Genomic DNA, 16,598 nt, shown 5'->3' on the forward strand with positions numbered 1-16,598 from the left:
CGGCGGCGGGCGCCGAGTGCACATGCTGCGCCGGCGCCCGCCGCCTGCGTCAGGCTGCGTGTAACACGTGGGTCCCGCCTCGCCACTCCACCCGCTGCGGGTCGTCCCAGATGGCCTAGGGCCGTGTCGTCCACGGCGAAGCCGGTCCGGAGCGAGGAGAGCTCGCTGACCTGCGTGTCGACGCAGGGTGGGTCAGCGCCGGGCGGCCTCCAGGACCGCTTCCAGCTGCCGCAGCGGCTCGGCGCCGACGAACCGGAGGACGACGGTGTCGGCGCCCGACTCCCGCAGCGCGTCGATCCGTGCCGCGGCCCCGGCGGCGTCGCCGGAGACGGTGAAGACCTCCTCCTGCGGGCGGCCCAGCCAGGCGCCGTGCCCCTCGGTGTGCGGGTGCAGGGTCCGCGCGACCTCCTCGGGGTCGTCGCCGACGCAGGCGAACGCGAACACGTTCAGCGTGTGGTCGTCACCCGCGCCGCCCTTGGCCAGCAGCGCCCGGATGTGCTCGAGGTCCCGCGGTCCGTGGCCTTCGGCGATCAGCGTGCCGTCCGCGACCCGCCCGGACAGCTCCAGCGAGCGCGGCCGTACCACCCCCGCCACCAGCGGCGGCGGCTCGGCGGGCGGATGCACCAGCTCGATGCCGTTGATCCGCACCTCCCGCCCGTCCACCGTGACCCGCTCCCCGTGGAGCAGCGCCCGCACCGTGGTGATCGTCTCCTCCAGCAGGGCCAGCGGAGAGCGCGGCGCCACCCCGACCTGCTCCATCCACTCCCGTACGCCATGACCGATCCCGGCCACCAGGCGGCCGGGGAACACCCGTGCCAGCGTGGCCAGTTCCATCGCCAGCAGGGCCGGGCTGCGCAACGGCGCCGGGGCAATCCCGATGCCCACCCGCAGCCGCTCGGTCGCGCCCAGCGCCACGGCCGCCGCCGACACCCCGCCGTTCCAGCGCAGGTCCTCCACCACCCACAGGTCGTCCGCGCCGAGCGCCTCGGCCCGCTGCGCGAAGGCGGGCAACTCCTCGGGCACCCAGTCGCGGTCGTACATCACGCCGATCCGGAGATTCGTCATGCGACGGAACCTACGGTCCGGCCGAAGAGGTGATCAACGGCTTTGCCGGTACGGGGTCGGCTGCCGACCGTCGCGGTAGGTGCCGGTGGCAAAAACGAGGCCCGGCACCGAGCAGGCACCGATGAGGGGGTGAGAGCGACGCCATCGTCAACTTCCTCGGTCCGCGAGCCGCGGATGTCCAGCAGCAGGCCGTCCAGTGGCCCGCCGACCAGTTCGGCGGGTCCGGTGCGGAAGCGGGCCGGGGTTGGGGGCGTCGTGCTCCGCGCGGTAGACGCGGCCATTTCGCAGCTGCTCGTCTCCGTTCATCCGATCAGCTTTCCAGCCGCCACCGACAGCCGGGCAGAACCGGCGGGCCCGGCCTGGGTGGAGGCCGGGCCCGCTGTGCTCACCGCGGGTTGGGCAGCGACAGCGTCCGCCGCTCCTCACCGTGGCCGACGACCCGCCACACCGGCCGGTCGGCCCCGCCATGGGTGAAGGCAGCGAACCAGCAGCGGGCGGCAGCGACAGGACGGCGCGCGACGAGCGGGCAGGAGGTACGGGCCGGAGCGCAGCAGCCACGCGGCGAAACCAGGACGGCGCGCGGCCGGCGGACGGACGGATGGTGGACGGACGGCGACAGCACGGCGCGCAGGCGCCGGAACGGCTCGGGGCACGGCCGGCGCGGGACCGGAGCTCAACGGCCCGGCGGCTCAACGGCCCGGCGGCCGGACCGGCGGACGGCGGCGCGGTGACGGCGGCACGGCTGGGGAACGGCAACGAGCCGCCATACCGCCGCGCCGACGCGATGCTCCTGGAGCTGCTCCAGGGTAGTGACGAGGACGGGCACCGCCTGGCTGTGGTCCTTCGCCGTGATCCCCCGGTGGATGGTCTGGTACCGGCGCGGTGACGGCGGCACGGCCGGGGAACGGCAACTCGACGGACAGCCAGCGGGCAGCGGACAGCGGACAGCGGACAGCGGACAGCGGACAGCGACGAGACAACGGCACCCGGCACGGGCCCGGGACACACGGTACTGGTCGGGGAAATCAATGCGGGCAAGTCGAGCGTCTCGCCGCTCGTCGACCCGCAGCTCCGGGGGAAGGGACAGCGCCTCGACGAGCTGCCGGAACCGCTCCACCGTGCGGTCGTCGCCATGGAATGCCGTGAGGACGTCGGCCAGTGTGGCGAGCCCGCCCGGAACGCGCAGACACATCTGCACGATGGCCTGGACCTGCTGCCGTACCGAGGGGTGGCGCGGGATCTGCGACGAGATCCGCGGGCCTAATCCGTCGATGATCACCGTACGCATGGGAGTGTCGCGGAATCCGTCCAGCGTGCCCCCCCGGATTGCGCCCAGTTCGCCCAGCGCCCCGCGCGCTACCGGCTCCTGTATCAGGAACGTGACCCGCAGCCTGTACTGACTCTCGCCATGCCGGCTCCTCGGGGGAGTTGAGGTTGTCCGTCGCCGACCAGCCAACGTCGATTGTTGCGGCCGGAGGCAACCTCCGCGGCTCTTCCGGGAGACCGACTCGCCGCGCAACTCCCTTTTCAGCAAAGGCAATCGTTCCGCACCCCTGCCGTGGCACCATGGCAGCATGGCACAGCACTCCGCACAGCGGCCGCCGGGGGAAGCGGGGACTACCCGCTCGGTTGGGGAGCTCCTGCTCACCTTCATGGCGGGTTCGGTGCTCCTGCCCCTGCTGCAAGGCGTGACGGGCAGGGCGGGCGAGGACATCTACAGCTGGGCGCGTGGATTCTTCCCCCGCCGGAAGGCAGGGGAGGTCGAAGAGCGGCTGACCGAAGAGGGCCAGATCTGCCTCGTTGACTCCGTACGGCGCCTGGTCTTCGAGCTGCCAGCGGACCTGACAGACCGCGAGACCGCCGCCATCCTGAGCCTGCGGCTGCCCTCGGACGCCAACACCTGGCTGCTTGTCAGGAAAGACTACGCCCGACGGATCTGGGTCATCGAGCCGACGGACGCTCCGCCGGAGCGCAGCGTGGAGGCCGCCGCCGCAGACACCGCACCCGACGGCAGCGGGGAGGACACCATCGACGCCTCCCCCGCGCCCCGCAGCACAGAAGCTGGCACCAGCGCCTTCCCCGCCACCCCTGCGCCGCCGGACGGCAGCCTGCCGCCCCGCACGGACAACCCCCCGCAGGCGGACGCCGAAGCGTGACCCGGGAGGAGGCTCTGAACTGGTCGGACGCCCTCATCCGGGCCGCCCGGCACGTGCACGAGGAGCGCGACCCGAAGCAGCAGCAGATGCTGCTGACGGTCGCCCTGTCCGCCGAGACCGACCGGGCCCTCGCAGCGTTGACGGAGACCGTGGCGCTGGACCGCTTCGGGACCGGCGAGGAGGTGGACAGCGACAGCCTGGACATCGCAGCGATCACCGCCCTGGGTTGGCTGGAGTACCTGCGAGCTGTTGCCCGGCACCGGGAGAACGGCGGACCGGGGCTGTCCCGGGCGCTGTCCATCCTGTTCACCGCCTACCAGGTCGATCCTGCTTCCGTGCCCCGGGAGACACTGCCGGTCTTCATCCCGATCGCCCCTTCCCCCGCCCTGTCGCTCGCCGCGAGCAGGCTTAAGGAACATCAGGTCACCAGGGAATTCGCACCGTTGCGCCAGGCTCTCGACCTGTTGGAGGCCGCACCGGACGGCCTCGACCAGGCGTCCCCTCTCGCCGACGGGTGGCTGGATCAGCTGATCTCCGCCCAGTCGGCCTTGTCCCTGAACCACAAGGTCCTGTTCCTGCGCACCGGTTTGCGCGAGCACCTGGAACGGGCCATCGATACCTGCCGTACGGCGCTCTCCCTCAGCCCCGCCGAGTACTGGCCGGGACTGGCCGACCAGCTCTCGGACTGCCTGCGCTCCCAAGGGGAGTCGTACGGCGACCTGGCGGCGGTGGAGGAGGCCATCGCGCTCAGCCGCGAAGCCGTCCGCAGGGCGCGGGCGGCTGGCGGCGTGGACCCGCGGATGCTTTCCCGTCTCGCGGTGGCCTTGCGTGTCGCCTTCACCCTGTCGCCGACGCTCGACCGGATCGACGAGGCCATACGGTACGGCCGTCAGGCTGTCGAGCAGACGCCGAAGGACGATCCCAACTGGCCCGCGAGGGCCGGTAATCACGCTACGTCGCTCAGCATGCGCCACCGGCTCACGGAACGTACGGAGGACATCGCCGAGGCCGTGGAGTGGTACACCCGTGCCGCCGAACTCCCGGTGGAGCCCGGGCATCCCGACCCGGGCATGCCTCACGGCAATCTCTGTGAAGCACTCAGGGCCCGCTACCTGCCGACGACCGACATCGCAGGGCTCACCCGAGCGGTCGAGGCAGGACGCCGCGCTGTCGAACTCACCCCGCCCGAGCACGCCAACTACGGCCTCTATACAGGCAACCTGGCAGCCGCCCTGAACACCCTCACCTCACTGACCGACGATCCCGGCACCGCAGAAGAGGCGCTGCGCATGGCCCGCGCCTCGGTAGCAGCGACCGCTCCCGGGCACGCCTACTTCCTCCTCCGGCTGGGCGCGGTGGTCGCGGCACTGGCCGAGACGGACCGCGGCACCGACGACACGGGCGTCCTGGAGGAATGTCACCGGCTGCTGCGCCAGGGCCTCGACGCCGCGAGCCCCGCGCATCCTGATTACCCCACCATCCTCGCCGTTCACGTCGAGATCCTCCACGAGCTGTACAGGCGTACCGAACGGCGGACCTATGTGGAGGAGTCCGTGCGGGACCTGCGGGCGGCAAGCGAGGCACTTTCCCCCAACCGGTTCAACGTGGGCAGGATCCTGTGCCTGTTGCCGCTCGCGTGGCGCGAGGCGGTCGCAGCCAAGGTCGTGGCACCCGAGGAATTGGCGCGGCTCGTCCCCATGGTCCGTACACGCCTGCGCGACTCCGAGCCCGGCTCGGCCGAGCACTGCGAACTTCTCGTCGCCCTGACCAACGCGCTGATCTCCCTCCATCAGTTCGACCCGCGTCCCGAACTGCTCGACGAGGCCATCACGACGGCCACCGAAACCAGCTCGGCCGGGGCGCAGTACCACGTGCACATGCCTCAGTACCTGATCGCCCAGTCGATCCCCTTCATGCAGCTCTACGCCAGCTACGGCGACCCCGTGGCACTGACCGAGGCGACCGCTGTGCTGCGGCGCGCGCACGGCCTGCTGGCGCGCCTCGACCGCATCCGCGCGGACGTCGCCCAGCGGCTGTGCGTCCTACTGATCCACGCGGTCGACTTCCAGGGGCCTACCGCGGTCACGGACGCCATCCGCTACGTCCGTGAGGCCGTGGAGCTGTTGCCCACCGGGACACGCGGACACCGCAACGCCCTCACGTTGCTCAGCGCCGCCCTCCAACTGCACAGCGACCGGACCCGGTCCAGGCGCCACCTCGACGAGGCGCTCGACATCTCCCGCGCCCTGGTCGCACAGACACCGTCCGACTCGCACGAGAGGCCGCAATACCTGCTGGACCTGGGCCACGGACTGATGCGCAAGGCCCGCCTCGACGACGACCCCCGGCCGCTCGATGAGGCCATCAAGACGTTCCTCACCCTGACGGAGGCGGAAGCCGCGGACAACCCCGCCCGGCCCGGCCACCTCGCCCAGCTCGCCATGCTGTACGCGGCCCGGTACCGCGCGACCGGCCGGGTGGCCGACCTGAATGCCGCTCTGGACACGTACGACGAGGCCGCGCGGACTCCGAACGCCTCCCCTCAGGACCTGCTCCTCGTGGGCCGCCGCAGTGCAGAACTCAACGCCGCACGCGGCGACTGGGGCCCTGCGATGAAGGCGTACGCGCTGGCGGTCGGGCAGCTGCCCTTCGTGGTGGGCCCGCGTCTGAACCGGGAGACCCAGGACGCCCTACTGCCGAACACGACCGGCGTGGCAATCGCCGCCGCGTCGTGCGCACTGGAGCTGGCCGATCCGCTCCGGGCCGTTCGCATGCTCGAAGCGGGGCGGGCCACGCTCATCACCCAGGCGATCGACCTGCGCGGCCCCCTGGCAATTACGCGCCAGCACGCGCCGCATCTGGCCGCGCGGTGGCAGCAACTGCGCCAGGAGGCCGCCGTCCGCTTCCCGGAGAACCTGGTCCAGCGCCATGGACGGGCAGCGCGCTGGGACGCGCTGCGCAAGGAGCTGGCCGAGGTGCCCGGCATGCCGGACCTACTGGCCCCCATCTCCCGTACGGTGCTGTCTGACGCCACCGCCGAGGGCCCGGTGGTGATCGTCACAGCGCACGGCGGCCGCACCGACGCGCTCCTGGTCCAGGACGGTGACGTCGATGCGGTACGGCTGGCGCTGACCGAGGAAGATGTCGGACGAGCGGTCGAGGATCTGCTTCGGGACCAGCCTGAGGCCGCGACCCAGCCGGACGCCGCTCGGCGCGTGTCCGAGACGCTCGAATGGCTGTGGGACGAGGTCGCCCATCCCGTACTGAGTGCCCTGGGGCTGGACACCGCGCGTCCACCTCACGAGGCGCCACGCCTGTGGTGGTGCCCGACCGGTCTGTTCACCTTCCTCCCACTCGCCGCAGCCGGTCACCACGGCTACGGCGACACGGTCCTGGACCGCGTGGTCTCGTCGTTCACCCCGACGATCCGGGCCCTCACCCATGCGCGCCGCCCCGAACCTCGCGACGCCAGCGGCTCATTCCTGGGCGTGGGCGTACCGAACGCCCCCGGTCTTCCGCCACTGCACGGCGTGGCCTCGGAGATCGCGTCGCTGCGCGAGCGATTCCCGGACGGCGTCTTCCTCACCGGCCCGGACGCGACGGCGGACCGCGTCCTCGCCCGACTGGCCGAAGCGGACCGGGCGCACTTCGCCTGTCACGGCGTCAACTCGCCCTACAGCCCATCGTCGAGCTGTCTGGTCCTGCACGGCGGCGCCGCACTGCCCGTGACGGACGTCAGTCGGCTCGACCTGAACGCCGAGCTCGCTTTCCTGTCGGCCTGCAGCACCGCCCAGGGCGGCTACGACGTGCCCGACGAGGCCATCACCGTCGCCTCCGCCTTCCTGCTAGCCGGCTACCGCAACGTCGTCGGCACCCTGTGGTCAGTCCACGACACCGAAGCCCCGCACACCGCGGCGGACTTCTACGACTCCCTGCACCCCACGACCCCACCCGCCCGCGCCCTCCACGAGGCCCTGCACCGGGCGCGCACCCGTGTTCCCGAACGTCCCGACGTGTGGTCGGCATACGTGCACTACGGTGCGTGATCGGTGTCGGCGGCGTGGCGGAAGAGCCGGGTGAGGCCCGCAGTGTGCGCCGCGTGGATCGGGAGCTCCTGCCGTCTGCTGAGCGTGACCTCCAGTGCGACGCCGGGGCCGGTGAAGTGGGCGAGCATGCCCCCGGTGATCCACGGAGCGTCTCGTTCAGCTCTCGGCGGCACGGCGGCCGGCAACGGCGCGGGCGGGCGGGGCACGACGGCGACGGACCGACGGCGGGACACCTGGGACGGACGGTAGCGCACACAGCCGCTCGTCCGCTGGCACCGCGCCGTCTGAAGGCCGGCCCGGCCGCCGTATGCGGTCCCGGCCCAGGGAAGCGGTGGTGCCGGAGCCGTCGGCGGCCGCAGTACGCCGGGCGCCGCTGTGGCCCTGTCGACCTCTTCATCGCAGCGGCTGCTGGAATCGGTGCCACATCCGCGCGGGCCTCTTCCTCTAGCGGATGCAATGCGCCTGTGGACGGCGGCGACACAGCGGCAGTTCAACGGCCAGTGGCGGAGCACCGACGGCACAGCGAGGTTGCGACGGCGCGGCTACGCAATCCAGGGCGGCGGCACGACGACTGTAGGTGGTGACCATCCCAGGGCGCAGCCGGTCAGAGGCAGCGCGCCGGCACGGCGGCCGGAGGCCGAGATGCGGGCCGAATTCAGGCCCGGCCCTACAACAGCACCGGCGACACCCGGCACCGGGAATCCACCGGCCGCCACACCCGGTAGAGGCAGAGCCCCGGCACGGCCGGAAGCGACGTGGGGCCTGCGGCACGCGGGCGGCAACGGAACCGCGGCCGTGGGACGGCGGGCAGCGGGCTCAGTCGCCCGGCCCTACCAGCGGTGGCGGGCGACCGGACGGCGGCACAGCGGCAGTCCAACGGCCAGTGGTGGCACCCTACGGTGCGGCTACGGCGCTGGGACGGGCCACCGGGTGGCAGGACGACTGCGGCACGGCGGCGGTCGGCACGCAGGGCCGCGCAACGGGAACCGGAAACCCCACCAGCACAGCGGCGGCGGTGCGGCGAGGGAGCAGCGGCACCGGGGCACCGACCTGTAGGCACCGCCCGGCAGCAGTCCGGCAACACACGGCCAGGGCTCGGCGGTGGAACCGCAGGGACGCCCGGCCGGGACCAGGTCAGCCAGGCCGCGCCGGGTCGGCGCCGGGAAGCCAGCGGCCACCCGGCGGCGCACGGTGGCAGGACGGCGCGACATCAGGGAGCGGCACAGCGACCGGAAAGTAGAGCAGCGGCCCAGCGGGCAAGCGCGACGACCGGCAGCCCCCGCGGGCCGGGCCGAAGGCCGCGCGGACAGAGCCCGGGTGTCCCGGGGGGCCCAAGCACCGGAGACAGGTCACGGGCCCGGGAGGTCGGGGAGGGAATGACCGGGGGCACCATGACGGAGCAGCGACCCCGGGGCGGCGGCGATCGGACGACGAGCGGCAGGGGCGCAGGCACGGGGCAGCACCCCCGCGAACGCCCAGGGCCAGGGAAGGCGGGGTCAGCACACAGGGAACAGGTGGACAGCCAGCCCAGATCACGAAGTGGCATAGCGGGGCATGCGGGCTGTCTTTCCCGCAGGTCAGGCGTACCGTTTCAGTAAGGGGTAGGCCAGCCTCGTCCATGGGGAAGGGGGTCACGGTCATGGCTTCGCCTCAGTGGGGTCCCCGTCCGAACGACCAGCCGAGCCAGGGCAGTCGCCCTCGGCGACGCCCGCGCAGAGTGTTCTTGTGGATCTTCCTCGCCGTGCAGTTGCTGTTCCTGATCTGGGTGATCATGGGCACCGTAAGCGGAGCCGGCACGCCGGAGGACTGCGGCACCCTCGGCCAACCAGTCTGCAATGACGCCGAGAACCTTGGCACCGCCATAGGGGTCGGTCTGGTCATCGCTCTATGGGCAGCCGCCGACATCATCCTCGGCATCACTTACCTCATCTACCGCATCAGCCGCCGACCACGCCCATAACCCCAACCACAGTGCCTCGACATGGCCCCCGCACGGTTCCAAAAAGTGTCAGGCCCCCGCATGCGGCTCGGCCCGCTGACGGCGGAACAGAGGACGGTGGGGCAGCGGCGTGCCGGGGCCCGGCGCGACGGCGGCCGCTCGGGCATCACGGCCACCCCGCGGCCGGACGGCGAAAGATGCCGGAAGCCGGACACAGACCGGATGTCGAGGGCCGGGAACCGGGAGCCGAGGGCGGAACGAACGACCCGGCCCGCAGCGGCCCGGCCGCGGTGACCCGACGGCGACAGGGGTGGCCCCCCGGCGGCGGGCGGGCGGCCCCGGACGCGCACGGCGGGGCAGGCAGGGCGCGGCCCGGCACAGGCGGTGAAGGCGGCGCACGGACGCGGACGGACAGCGACGGGACGGCCCTACGGCGGGGAGCGGTACAGCAATCGGACAGCGGGGCGCCGGCCCCGCCCGGCGAGCAACCGCGGCGGCGAGGCACCGGCAGGAGGCCGCCGGGAGGCCGGACGGCGACCGCGAGACCGGCTCGGAACGCCGCGGCGGACCTCGGGCGGCAGGACGAACACAGCGGGAAGCCGCCCGGCGGCAGGACAGCGGCGGAGAGCACAGGCTAAGAGGCAGGAACCGGCTGTTCGGGCTCGGCGCACGCGAGGACCTGCAAGGCAAGGCACAACACCCAAAGGCGCTGCCCGGTGACACACAGCCGCGGCTCGGCGACACCACGACGGCACACGGCAACCCCGCGGCGGGGCCTGAGACCACCGCACCACGCCCGCGGCGCGGTCCGGCGTCGGCGAGGCGCCCGGCACGGCGGAATCCGGGGACCGATCAACCGGCAGCGCCCGGTCGGTAAGCGGACGGCCGGGAAACCGGCGACGGGACGGCGGGAGCATGGCGCGATGGCCCAGCGGCTCGGGGCACGACCGGCGCGGGGCCGGGGCTGGGGCTCAGCGGCGGAGACGGAACGCTATGGCCGCCCGACGGCGGTAGCCCGGTGGCGGTGGCGCAGCGGCGGGGCGCCAGGGACCGGCAGCTTGGCGACACGCCTACGGCACGGCAGCGGGCGGCGCGGGGTGCCGACGGCACGCGGAGCAGTGGCAGCGGACGAGCGGCTGGGAGTGGCAGCATATTGCGGCCCGACCCGCCGACGGCGCAATAGAGGGCGGCGGGGCGCCCGCCACCCGTCGAACGTGCGGCTGCCAGGAAAAGTCGGGGCCCGGACTCGCGGGCACAACACGATGGAAGGTGACCGGCCGGCCCCGTAGGGGGAGTCTCGACACGCAGCAACAGGACAGCGGCGGGACGGCGAGGGCGGAGATACAGCTCCGGCACCCGACCGGCCAGGCCGGGCCGACGGGGCCTGGGCGGCGGCTGTCGGCGGGCGCGCCGCCGGGCTGGCCCTCAAGCGACGCGGCGACGCGGCAGCGGCGAAGACGTATGACGCACGCCCATGCGCATCACACGACGCCCATCACCTTCCCCTGATTTCGCTTGCATCGCTCACGAAAGTGGCCCGTCGCAAGCCATCTTGACCGCGTCTTGCCACCCCTCCACGGCCTCGGCGGCACTCGATACCTCATCAGCGGCGTCCTGCACCCTGCCTTCCTGTGCAGCGATAACATCCGGATGCGCGCCCTTGACGCGTAGTTCCTCAAGCTTGCGCTGCTGCGCATTTAGACGCTTTCGAGTGCCCTCTTCCTCCCGCACGGCCCGCTCAAGGGACTTCTTGGCGCTCTTACACTCAGTTGTTTCCACTTTCAACCAGCTCCTATCCGGCTGCACACCAGCCAAGGTGAAGTGATCCTCCTCAGCCCTACATGACCAGTCTTTGGCGCAGACAAGCACAACGCATCCCAACCGACCGGCGGCGCGGGGCGGAGCGACGAGCAGCACGCATGCGTGGCAGCCCGCCGATGCCGAGTACCAGGACCAGCACAAGCCGCCGCGGGCGGGACCGCGCGCTTGACGAGCGCGGGTGTGGGGCGGCCCCGGCCGTACTGCGGTCCCGTCAGCCGGGGACCGGGGCCTATCCCACACGCTCCGCTCCATACCGGCGCAGGCTGGGAGCGAGCCTAACCGCCGCCTACCGCCCGGGGGCCCGGCGTCGCGGGCCGGGGTGTCGCTTGTCGGGTGGACTCCTCCGTTCCCGGCCGGGACGGGTGCGGGGGTAGAAGGGATGAGCGCATGACGTGGTCGTTGCCTGCACCGATGCTGACGGTGGCCGTGGACAGTCCGGTCCTGCTGCGCTCGCGCAGTTGCCGGCGGACACGGGGCTGGACGGGGAGTTGGTGGTGTGGGAGGGCGGCCGGCTGGCGTTCGAACGGCTCCAACAGCGTCTGGGCCGCCGCGGGGCGGCCGCAGCACGGGGCGGGTGGGAGCGGCCAGCGCACTACGTCGCCTTCGACCTGGTCCACGCGGGCGGCCTGGACCTGACCGGCTTGCCGTATGCGCGGCGAGGCGCTGCCGGTGGAGTCGTGGGCCCGGGGCCCTGTCGGCGGAGCGGCGCGAGCAGCTGGAAGACATCGACCCGATCGCCCGCAAGGGGACCGCACACGGCTCCGGTCTGGGCAAGACCCGAACGGAGTTGCGCCAAGAGGGCCTCGTGCAGGCGCACGCGGGCCATCCGGGACAGTTACCCGAACGGCGGTTTCACCCGATATGACGCCGTTTTAGGCTGCCGGGACACGGGACGGATGCAGTCCATTCCGACAGCCCCGGATCGGGAGGTTCCATGCGTGGCCGGACGACTCGTCGTCGTAGCAGGACCAGGGGCGCGCTTCTCGCGCTCGTTCTCCTCTGTACCGGGGCCGCCCCGCTGACCGGCTGCTCCTCCGGGTCGGAGGGAGAGGACCGGACCCCCGAGAGCGGCGTCGCCTCGGACGCCACGGCGACCGCCGGGACGACGGGGGGAGGCGACCAGGACGAGGAAGCGCAGGAGCGGCGGAGGCGGGAGAAGGACAGCGGAAGCTTCAGCCGCGCGGGCCGGCTCTCCGACGATTTCGATGGCTACTTACCGGAGACCTACGAGAAGTTCGTGGAGAATCCGTCGTCCGAACCCTACGTGGGCACGGTCGCGGTCGTGGACTGTTCGCCGGACGGGAAGCGCCAACCCATGTCCCCATCGAGCCAGACCGTCACCGTCCCGCCGAAGACGAAGGACTTCAGGGCGACCTTCGATTTCCCTCGGGGACAGGGAGACGTGACCTCCAACAAGCCGCGCATCATCTGCGTGACCCTTCGGGACGAGGGCGGGTTCAGGGGTGAGGACAAGGACGCGCTCTCCGTTCAACTGACCCCCACCGGCGAAGTGACCGAAGAGACGCCCACCGGGGAGACGACCACCGGCGAGACCACGGGGGAAACCACCGACGGGGGCACGGGCGAGACGACCGAGGAGACGACCACCGGCGAGACCACGGGCGAGACCACGGGGGAAACCACCGACGGGGGCACCGGTGAGTCCGACGGGGTCGGCTGAGCCGCCCGAGCGAAGGGGGCCGTATGGCCGAAGGGAACCGGAGGAACGATGGGGCCCCATGGCCGACGGGCCCCTCACGGCCGAGGGGGATTCCGACAGCGCCGGGCGCCCCTGGAGCAACTGGGCCATCACGCTCGCCACGCTGCTCGCCCCGACCACCTTCATCGGCGCCCTGCTGCTGTACTTCGGCTTCGCCTACACCGACGCCCTCTACGCGCACTTCGGCGTCGACGCGGCGACCCTCGGCTTCTCCACCCAGGACTACGCGCTGCGAAGCGCGGGCGCCCTCTACGTACCCGCCGGCGCCGCTCTCACCGTCGCGCTGGTCGCCGTCCTGGTCTACTACGCGGCACGCGCGCTGGGAGCCAGGAGCGGCCCCCTGCCGCCGGGCGGCCGGTTCGCGGCGTACCTGCTCTCGGTCTGCGGCCTGGTCCTCTTCACGCTTGGCATGCTCGGCGGGCTCGGCGTGTGGGGCGCCGGGGCCATGGACACCCCACTGCTGCTCGGCAGCGGACTGGTGCTGGTCGTGTACGGCCGGGCCCTGTTCTTCAAGCTGAACGGCGCCGACTACCCGGTGGCGCGCGAGCGGCTGGCGCTCGCGCTCGTCGCCGCGCTGGTCGGCTTGTCGTCCTTCTGGGCGGTCCACGCGTACGCGAAGCAGCACGGCGACGACGACGCCCGGTATCTGGCGCGCAATCTGTGGCTGCGCCCGGCGGTGATCGTCGACACGGCGGAGCGGCTCCACTTCCCGCCCCGGCAGGCACGCGAGACCGTACTGCCCGTCGCCGACCACCCGCAGCGGTTCCGGTACCGGTACGAGGGCCTGCGCCTCCTCGCGGAGGTGAACGGCCGGATATTCCTCATCCCAGAGAACTGGTCCGAGACGGGCGGCAGCGTGCTCGTGATCCCGGCGGGCAACGCGGTCCGCGTCGCCTTCCGCGCGGACTGAGGTGTCCGGGTGCTCCGGGCGTGTCGCTGCCCCGGCTCCACGTCGACATCGACGGAAATGGCAGCTCGCCGCCGGCAGCCACCAGCCGACGCCTCAGCTCCGAGACATTTCCACCCCCCTCACCCAGCAGCTCCCACACCTCGTCCGACATCGCATACCCCTGCCAGACCGGCGCCTCCACCTGCCCGGTCACCTTCGCCTGCTCCAGCCAGCGCCACACCGTACGCTCGGAGCCACCCACCGTCTCAGCGACCGCACGCACATGCCGCGTAGCGCGCTCCCCCACCTGCTGCCGCTCCAGCAGACGACGCACCACCAATCCCCTGGGCAGCACAGGCCCCCGGTCGCCCTTACCTCTTGATCCACCCACGATCACACCGGCCAGACCACCCACAGCGCGAGAGGCACCCGGTGCCGCGCCTCAGCCATCGAAGAAGTCGGCCAGGGCGCGGCGCTGTTCCTCCTCGCTCGCGATCTGCTGCTCGAGCACGGCGCGGTCAACGTACGGTTCGACGTCGGCCAGGACCAGGCGCTGCAGTTCGTCCGGATCCAGCGCCTGCACCTCCCACTGCACCGGACGTGCGGGGTCGAAGCTGTAGCGCTCGGCGAAGGCTGGCCATCTCGGGCCGCCGTGCTTGCCCTCGGCCGACAGCAGCTTGTACTCGATGGTCTGCTCGCGGGTCAGCAGTACCCGGCGGACTTCGCCCCAGCAGCCCTCGGCGCGCCGGACCCAGTCCCGTTCGATCTGCGTCCAACCCGTGCGCACCACCGTCCATCCGGTGCGCCTCCACTCGGTGGGCGGTGCGCGCACTGGTGCGGCCGGCGCGCGGGAGTGGTGCGCACCGGGTAGAGGCGGTGCGGTGGAGTGGACCCGGGTGGAGGCGCGGGCGCCACTCCCGTCGATGGCGTCCACTTCAGGCCGATGGGCTCCACTCGGTGAAGTGGACGCGGGGCGTCGTCGGTGCGCACCACCGCACTCGGTGCGCGCCATCAGGTCCACTCAGTGGCCGGCCTCCCGGCCGCGGTGCGTTCCGGGTTGCTGTGGGCGGTGCGCCTGCTGGTCATCTGGGCGCACCGGGCGCGTCCTGGCCCGAAGCCCGGGGCGCAGCTGGCTCGCCGGAATCGGCCGGGGGGTGCCGGTCCGGGTCGGGGCGGGGTGAGTGGGCGGCGCCGGGCGGGGAGGTCGGACAGGGCCCACCGGGCGGTGTAGAGGCGGTAGCCGGCCTCCCGGCCACGTACGGTCTTCGGCTCGGTGATGTCCAGGCAGTGGGTGGAGATGACGGCGGCCACGATTCTGTCGTCCAGGCCGGGGTCGCGAAGTTGGCCGCGCAGGACGAGGGCGAGGTGGCGTCTGGCTTCGGTGAGCAGGTGCCGGCGGTGGAAGCGGCCGCCCTCGTTCATCACGAACACCGTCGCGGCGACGTCGACGGCCGCCAGCGCTACGTCGACCACGGCGGCGAACCGTGCCCGGATCACGGCGGCCGCGGCGCGGGCGTGCTCGAGGAGGGAGATATGACGTTGGCGGCGACCCCGGAGGTGAGGATCGCGCTCGTCTTCCACCAGGCGCGCAGCCGCGCGAGCGGCCGGACAGCAGCAGATGGTCATGGAGCAGCGGCATACCGGAGCGTGCCTCGTAGTGGCGGAAGCGAGCGGCGACCAGACCGCTGGACGGCCTCACCCGGTAGATGCCGTCCTTGCCTTAGCGGATCACCGCGACCTCGTCCTCGATCCACTCCAGCACCCGCTCGATCGCCCGCTCGTGCGCGGCCTCGATCACCCGCCGCGTCTCCCCATCCCCCAGCGCCCACAACAGGTAGATCGTCGGCTGCGGCCGGAACACGAAGTCCACGCCCGTCACCGTGACCCGGCGTCCGAGGGCGCCGGCCCGATACGCCTTCTTCGCCGACTCGCCCGCGGCGAGCCGGTCGGCCTCGATCCGGTCCGCGTAAGGGTGGCGGCCCCGCTCGCCGAACAGGTTCCGCAGCTGCGCCTCGGTGACCTCCTCACCCGGCGCAAGTCCAAGCGCGGCAAGGCCGCGGCCCATCCATCGCCCGGCCGGGACACCGACCTGCTCCTGGGTGGCGCGCAGCGGCGTGCGGGCCGGGCGGCGGCCGTCGCCGACGACGTTCTCGCGCAGGTAGTAGCGGTACATCCAACCGGCCCAACTCACCCTGATGTCGACTGTCATGCAGACCACGCCACACGGCTCTGACCTGCAAGAAAAGGCCGATCAGCCCGGCGTCCCGCCAGGCGGGAGCAGCAGCCGAACTTTCTTCTCAAGTGCCCGCCAGACGGGAAGCGACCCCGGGCCGGACGCGAATGTCATCGCTCTCCGACAGCACGCACACCACGACCCGAACGACACCAACAAGCACCGGTAGGACGCCGGTGTGGCGGTCGGCCGACGGCAGACGAAAGCCAGGGCCGGGAAGCTGCCGGAGGACGCGGCGCGCCGGGCGTTGGCCGAGGGAGTGCCAGCGTGCGTGGTCTGCCGGCCCGACACCGACCTCGGCATCCCGAACGCCGGAGAGCACGGCACAGGGGCCGCAGGCAGTGCCCGATACCAGCCCGGCGGCAGCCCGGCGGGACGGCGGCCGGCACACCGGGGGCGGCCCGGCCTGCGGGCGGTGGAACGTCCGGGCCGCCGCCCGCGGCGGCAGACGGAATGTCGAGCAACCGACCCCACAACGGGACGCCACGGTCTCAGGACGACGGCGATTCAAGCGGGCGCGCGGCCGGAAAGCGGCGGGACACCGGGCAGCGGCGGGCAGCGGTAACCCGGCCACCCCCAGCCGCAGAGCTGAGGACGCCCCGCGGGCGCAGCGCAGCATGGCGAAAGGCCGACGGCACCGGCATGAAGCACAACGGTGGCGGGCCAGGGGCGGCCCGGCGGCCACCCGGCAACCAGCGGTGGCGCAGCACGCCGACGGCGACGCGGCGG

13 protein-coding genes and 1 pseudogene are annotated in these 16,598 nt (G+C 72.4%); 6 read left to right on the plus strand and 8 right to left on the minus strand.

Annotated features, from left to right (window positions below):
* Window positions 1–192 precede the first annotated feature (192 nt).
* The 3 genes and pseudogenes from ACF053_RS27145 to ACF053_RS27155 form a co-directional block, all read right to left on the minus strand.
* Window positions 193–1,065, minus strand: coding sequence for an LLM class flavin-dependent oxidoreductase (locus ACF053_RS27145; protein WP_391956404.1), 873 nt, complete (start codon window positions 1,063–1,065; stop codon window positions 193–195).
* A pseudogene (locus tag ACF053_RS27150) lies at window positions 1,062–1,371 on the minus strand (hypothetical protein). Before ACF053_RS27150 ends, ACF053_RS27145 begins: the two are co-directional and overlap by 4 nt.
* Window positions 1,372–1,738: 367 nt before the next feature.
* Entirely contained in the window at window positions 1,739–2,719 is a 981-nt protein-coding gene (locus ACF053_RS27155; RefSeq protein WP_391956405.1) for an effector-associated domain 2-containing protein, read from the minus strand.
* Here ACF053_RS27155 and ACF053_RS27160 point away from each other — a divergent pair.
* Window positions 2,640–3,221, plus strand: a complete 582-nt coding sequence (locus ACF053_RS27160) for a hypothetical protein (protein WP_391956527.1) — start codon at window positions 2,640–2,642, stop codon at window positions 3,219–3,221. The genes ACF053_RS27155 and ACF053_RS27160 overlap by 80 nt on opposite strands.
* Window positions 3,218–7,267 carry a CHAT domain-containing protein gene (locus tag ACF053_RS27165; protein WP_391956406.1) on the plus strand — a complete coding sequence of 1,350 codons (4,050 nt, stop codon included), beginning with the start codon at window positions 3,218–3,220 and terminating at the stop codon, window positions 7,265–7,267. Before ACF053_RS27160 ends, ACF053_RS27165 begins: the two co-directional genes overlap by 4 nt.
* Here ACF053_RS27165 and ACF053_RS27170 read toward each other — a convergent pair.
* Window positions 7,255–7,395 (minus strand): hypothetical protein, encoded by a 141-nt coding sequence (locus ACF053_RS27170; protein ID WP_391956407.1) that lies wholly within the window; start codon window positions 7,393–7,395, stop codon window positions 7,255–7,257. The two genes, ACF053_RS27165 and ACF053_RS27170, sit on opposite strands and share 13 nt — an antisense overlap.
* A gap of 1,613 nt (window positions 7,396–9,008) precedes the next feature.
* On the opposite strand from ACF053_RS27170, the gene ACF053_RS27175 reads away from it, so the two are divergent.
* Window positions 9,009–9,227, plus strand: coding sequence for a hypothetical protein (locus tag ACF053_RS27175; protein ID WP_391956408.1), 219 nt, complete (start codon window positions 9,009–9,011; stop codon window positions 9,225–9,227).
* A gap of 1,503 nt (window positions 9,228–10,730) precedes the next feature.
* Here the strand turns inward: ACF053_RS27175 and ACF053_RS27180 are convergent.
* Window positions 10,731–11,021: a hypothetical protein gene (locus ACF053_RS27180; protein WP_391956409.1), complete on the minus strand. Its 291-nt coding sequence runs from the start codon at window positions 11,019–11,021 to the stop codon at window positions 10,731–10,733.
* A 940-nt stretch (window positions 11,022–11,961) separates the two neighbouring features.
* Here ACF053_RS27180 and ACF053_RS27185 point away from each other — a divergent pair.
* Window positions 11,962–12,708, plus strand: a complete 747-nt coding sequence (locus tag ACF053_RS27185; RefSeq protein WP_391956410.1) for a hypothetical protein — start codon at window positions 11,962–11,964, stop codon at window positions 12,706–12,708.
* Window positions 12,709–12,766: 58 nt separating this feature from the next.
* The gene (locus ACF053_RS27190) at window positions 12,767–13,657 is read left to right on the plus strand and encodes a hypothetical protein (protein ID WP_391956411.1); all 891 of its coding nucleotides are present in this window, start codon (window positions 12,767–12,769) and stop codon (window positions 13,655–13,657) included.
* Between the two features lie 421 nt (window positions 13,658–14,078).
* Here the strand turns inward: ACF053_RS27190 and ACF053_RS27195 are convergent, their stop codons facing one another.
* The 3 genes from ACF053_RS27195 to ACF053_RS27205 all read right to left on the minus strand — a co-directional run bounded on the left by ACF053_RS27195 (window position 14,079) and on the right by ACF053_RS27205 (window position 15,845).
* The gene (locus ACF053_RS27195; protein WP_391956412.1) at window positions 14,079–14,426 is read right to left on the minus strand and encodes a hypothetical protein; all 348 of its coding nucleotides are present in this window, start codon (window positions 14,424–14,426) and stop codon (window positions 14,079–14,081) included.
* Window positions 14,427–14,647: 221 nt separating this feature from the next.
* Window positions 14,648–15,109: a hypothetical protein gene (locus tag ACF053_RS27200; RefSeq protein ID WP_391956413.1), complete on the minus strand. Its 462-nt coding sequence runs from the start codon at window positions 15,107–15,109 to the stop codon at window positions 14,648–14,650.
* Window positions 15,110–15,356: 247 nt separating this feature from the next.
* Complete coding sequence (locus tag ACF053_RS27205; RefSeq protein ID WP_391956414.1) at window positions 15,357–15,845, minus strand: relaxase domain-containing protein; 489 nt, start codon at window positions 15,843–15,845, stop codon at window positions 15,357–15,359.
* A gap of 202 nt (window positions 15,846–16,047) precedes the next feature.
* Between ACF053_RS27205 and ACF053_RS27210 the strand changes: the two genes are divergently transcribed.
* Window positions 16,048–16,434, plus strand: a complete 387-nt coding sequence (locus ACF053_RS27210; RefSeq protein ID WP_391956415.1) for a DUF6233 domain-containing protein — start codon at window positions 16,048–16,050, stop codon at window positions 16,432–16,434.
* The last annotated feature ends 164 nt before the right edge of the window (window positions 16,435–16,598 follow it).

Source organism: Streptomyces kanasensis (assembly GCF_043077165.1).
Lineage (GTDB): Bacteria > Actinomycetota > Actinomycetes > Streptomycetales > Streptomycetaceae > Streptomyces > Streptomyces changanensis.

What these genes read in the sequence shown, in the direction of transcription:
- ACF053_RS27145 (WP_391956404.1), bottom strand. Translation starts at nt 1,065, where the DNA reads ATGACGAATCTCCGGATCGGCGTGATGTACGACCGCGACTGGGTGCCC.
- ACF053_RS27160 (WP_391956527.1), top strand. Translation starts at nt 2,640, where the DNA reads ATGGCACAGCACTCCGCACAGCGGCCGCCGGGGGAAGCGGGGACTACC.
- ACF053_RS27155 (WP_391956405.1), bottom strand. Translation starts at nt 2,719, where the DNA reads ATGAAGGTGAGCAGGAGCTCCCCAACCGAGCGGGTAGTCCCCGCTTCC.
- ACF053_RS27170 (WP_391956407.1), bottom strand. Translation starts at nt 7,395, where the DNA reads ATGCTCGCCCACTTCACCGGCCCCGGCGTCGCACTGGAGGTCACGCTC.
- ACF053_RS27185 (WP_391956410.1), top strand. Translation starts at nt 11,962, where the DNA reads ATGCGTGGCCGGACGACTCGTCGTCGTAGCAGGACCAGGGGCGCGCTT.
- ACF053_RS27190 (WP_391956411.1), top strand. Translation starts at nt 12,767, where the DNA reads ATGGCCGACGGGCCCCTCACGGCCGAGGGGGATTCCGACAGCGCCGGG.
- ACF053_RS27205 (WP_391956414.1), bottom strand. Translation starts at nt 15,845, where the DNA reads ATGACAGTCGACATCAGGGTGAGTTGGGCCGGTTGGATGTACCGCTAC.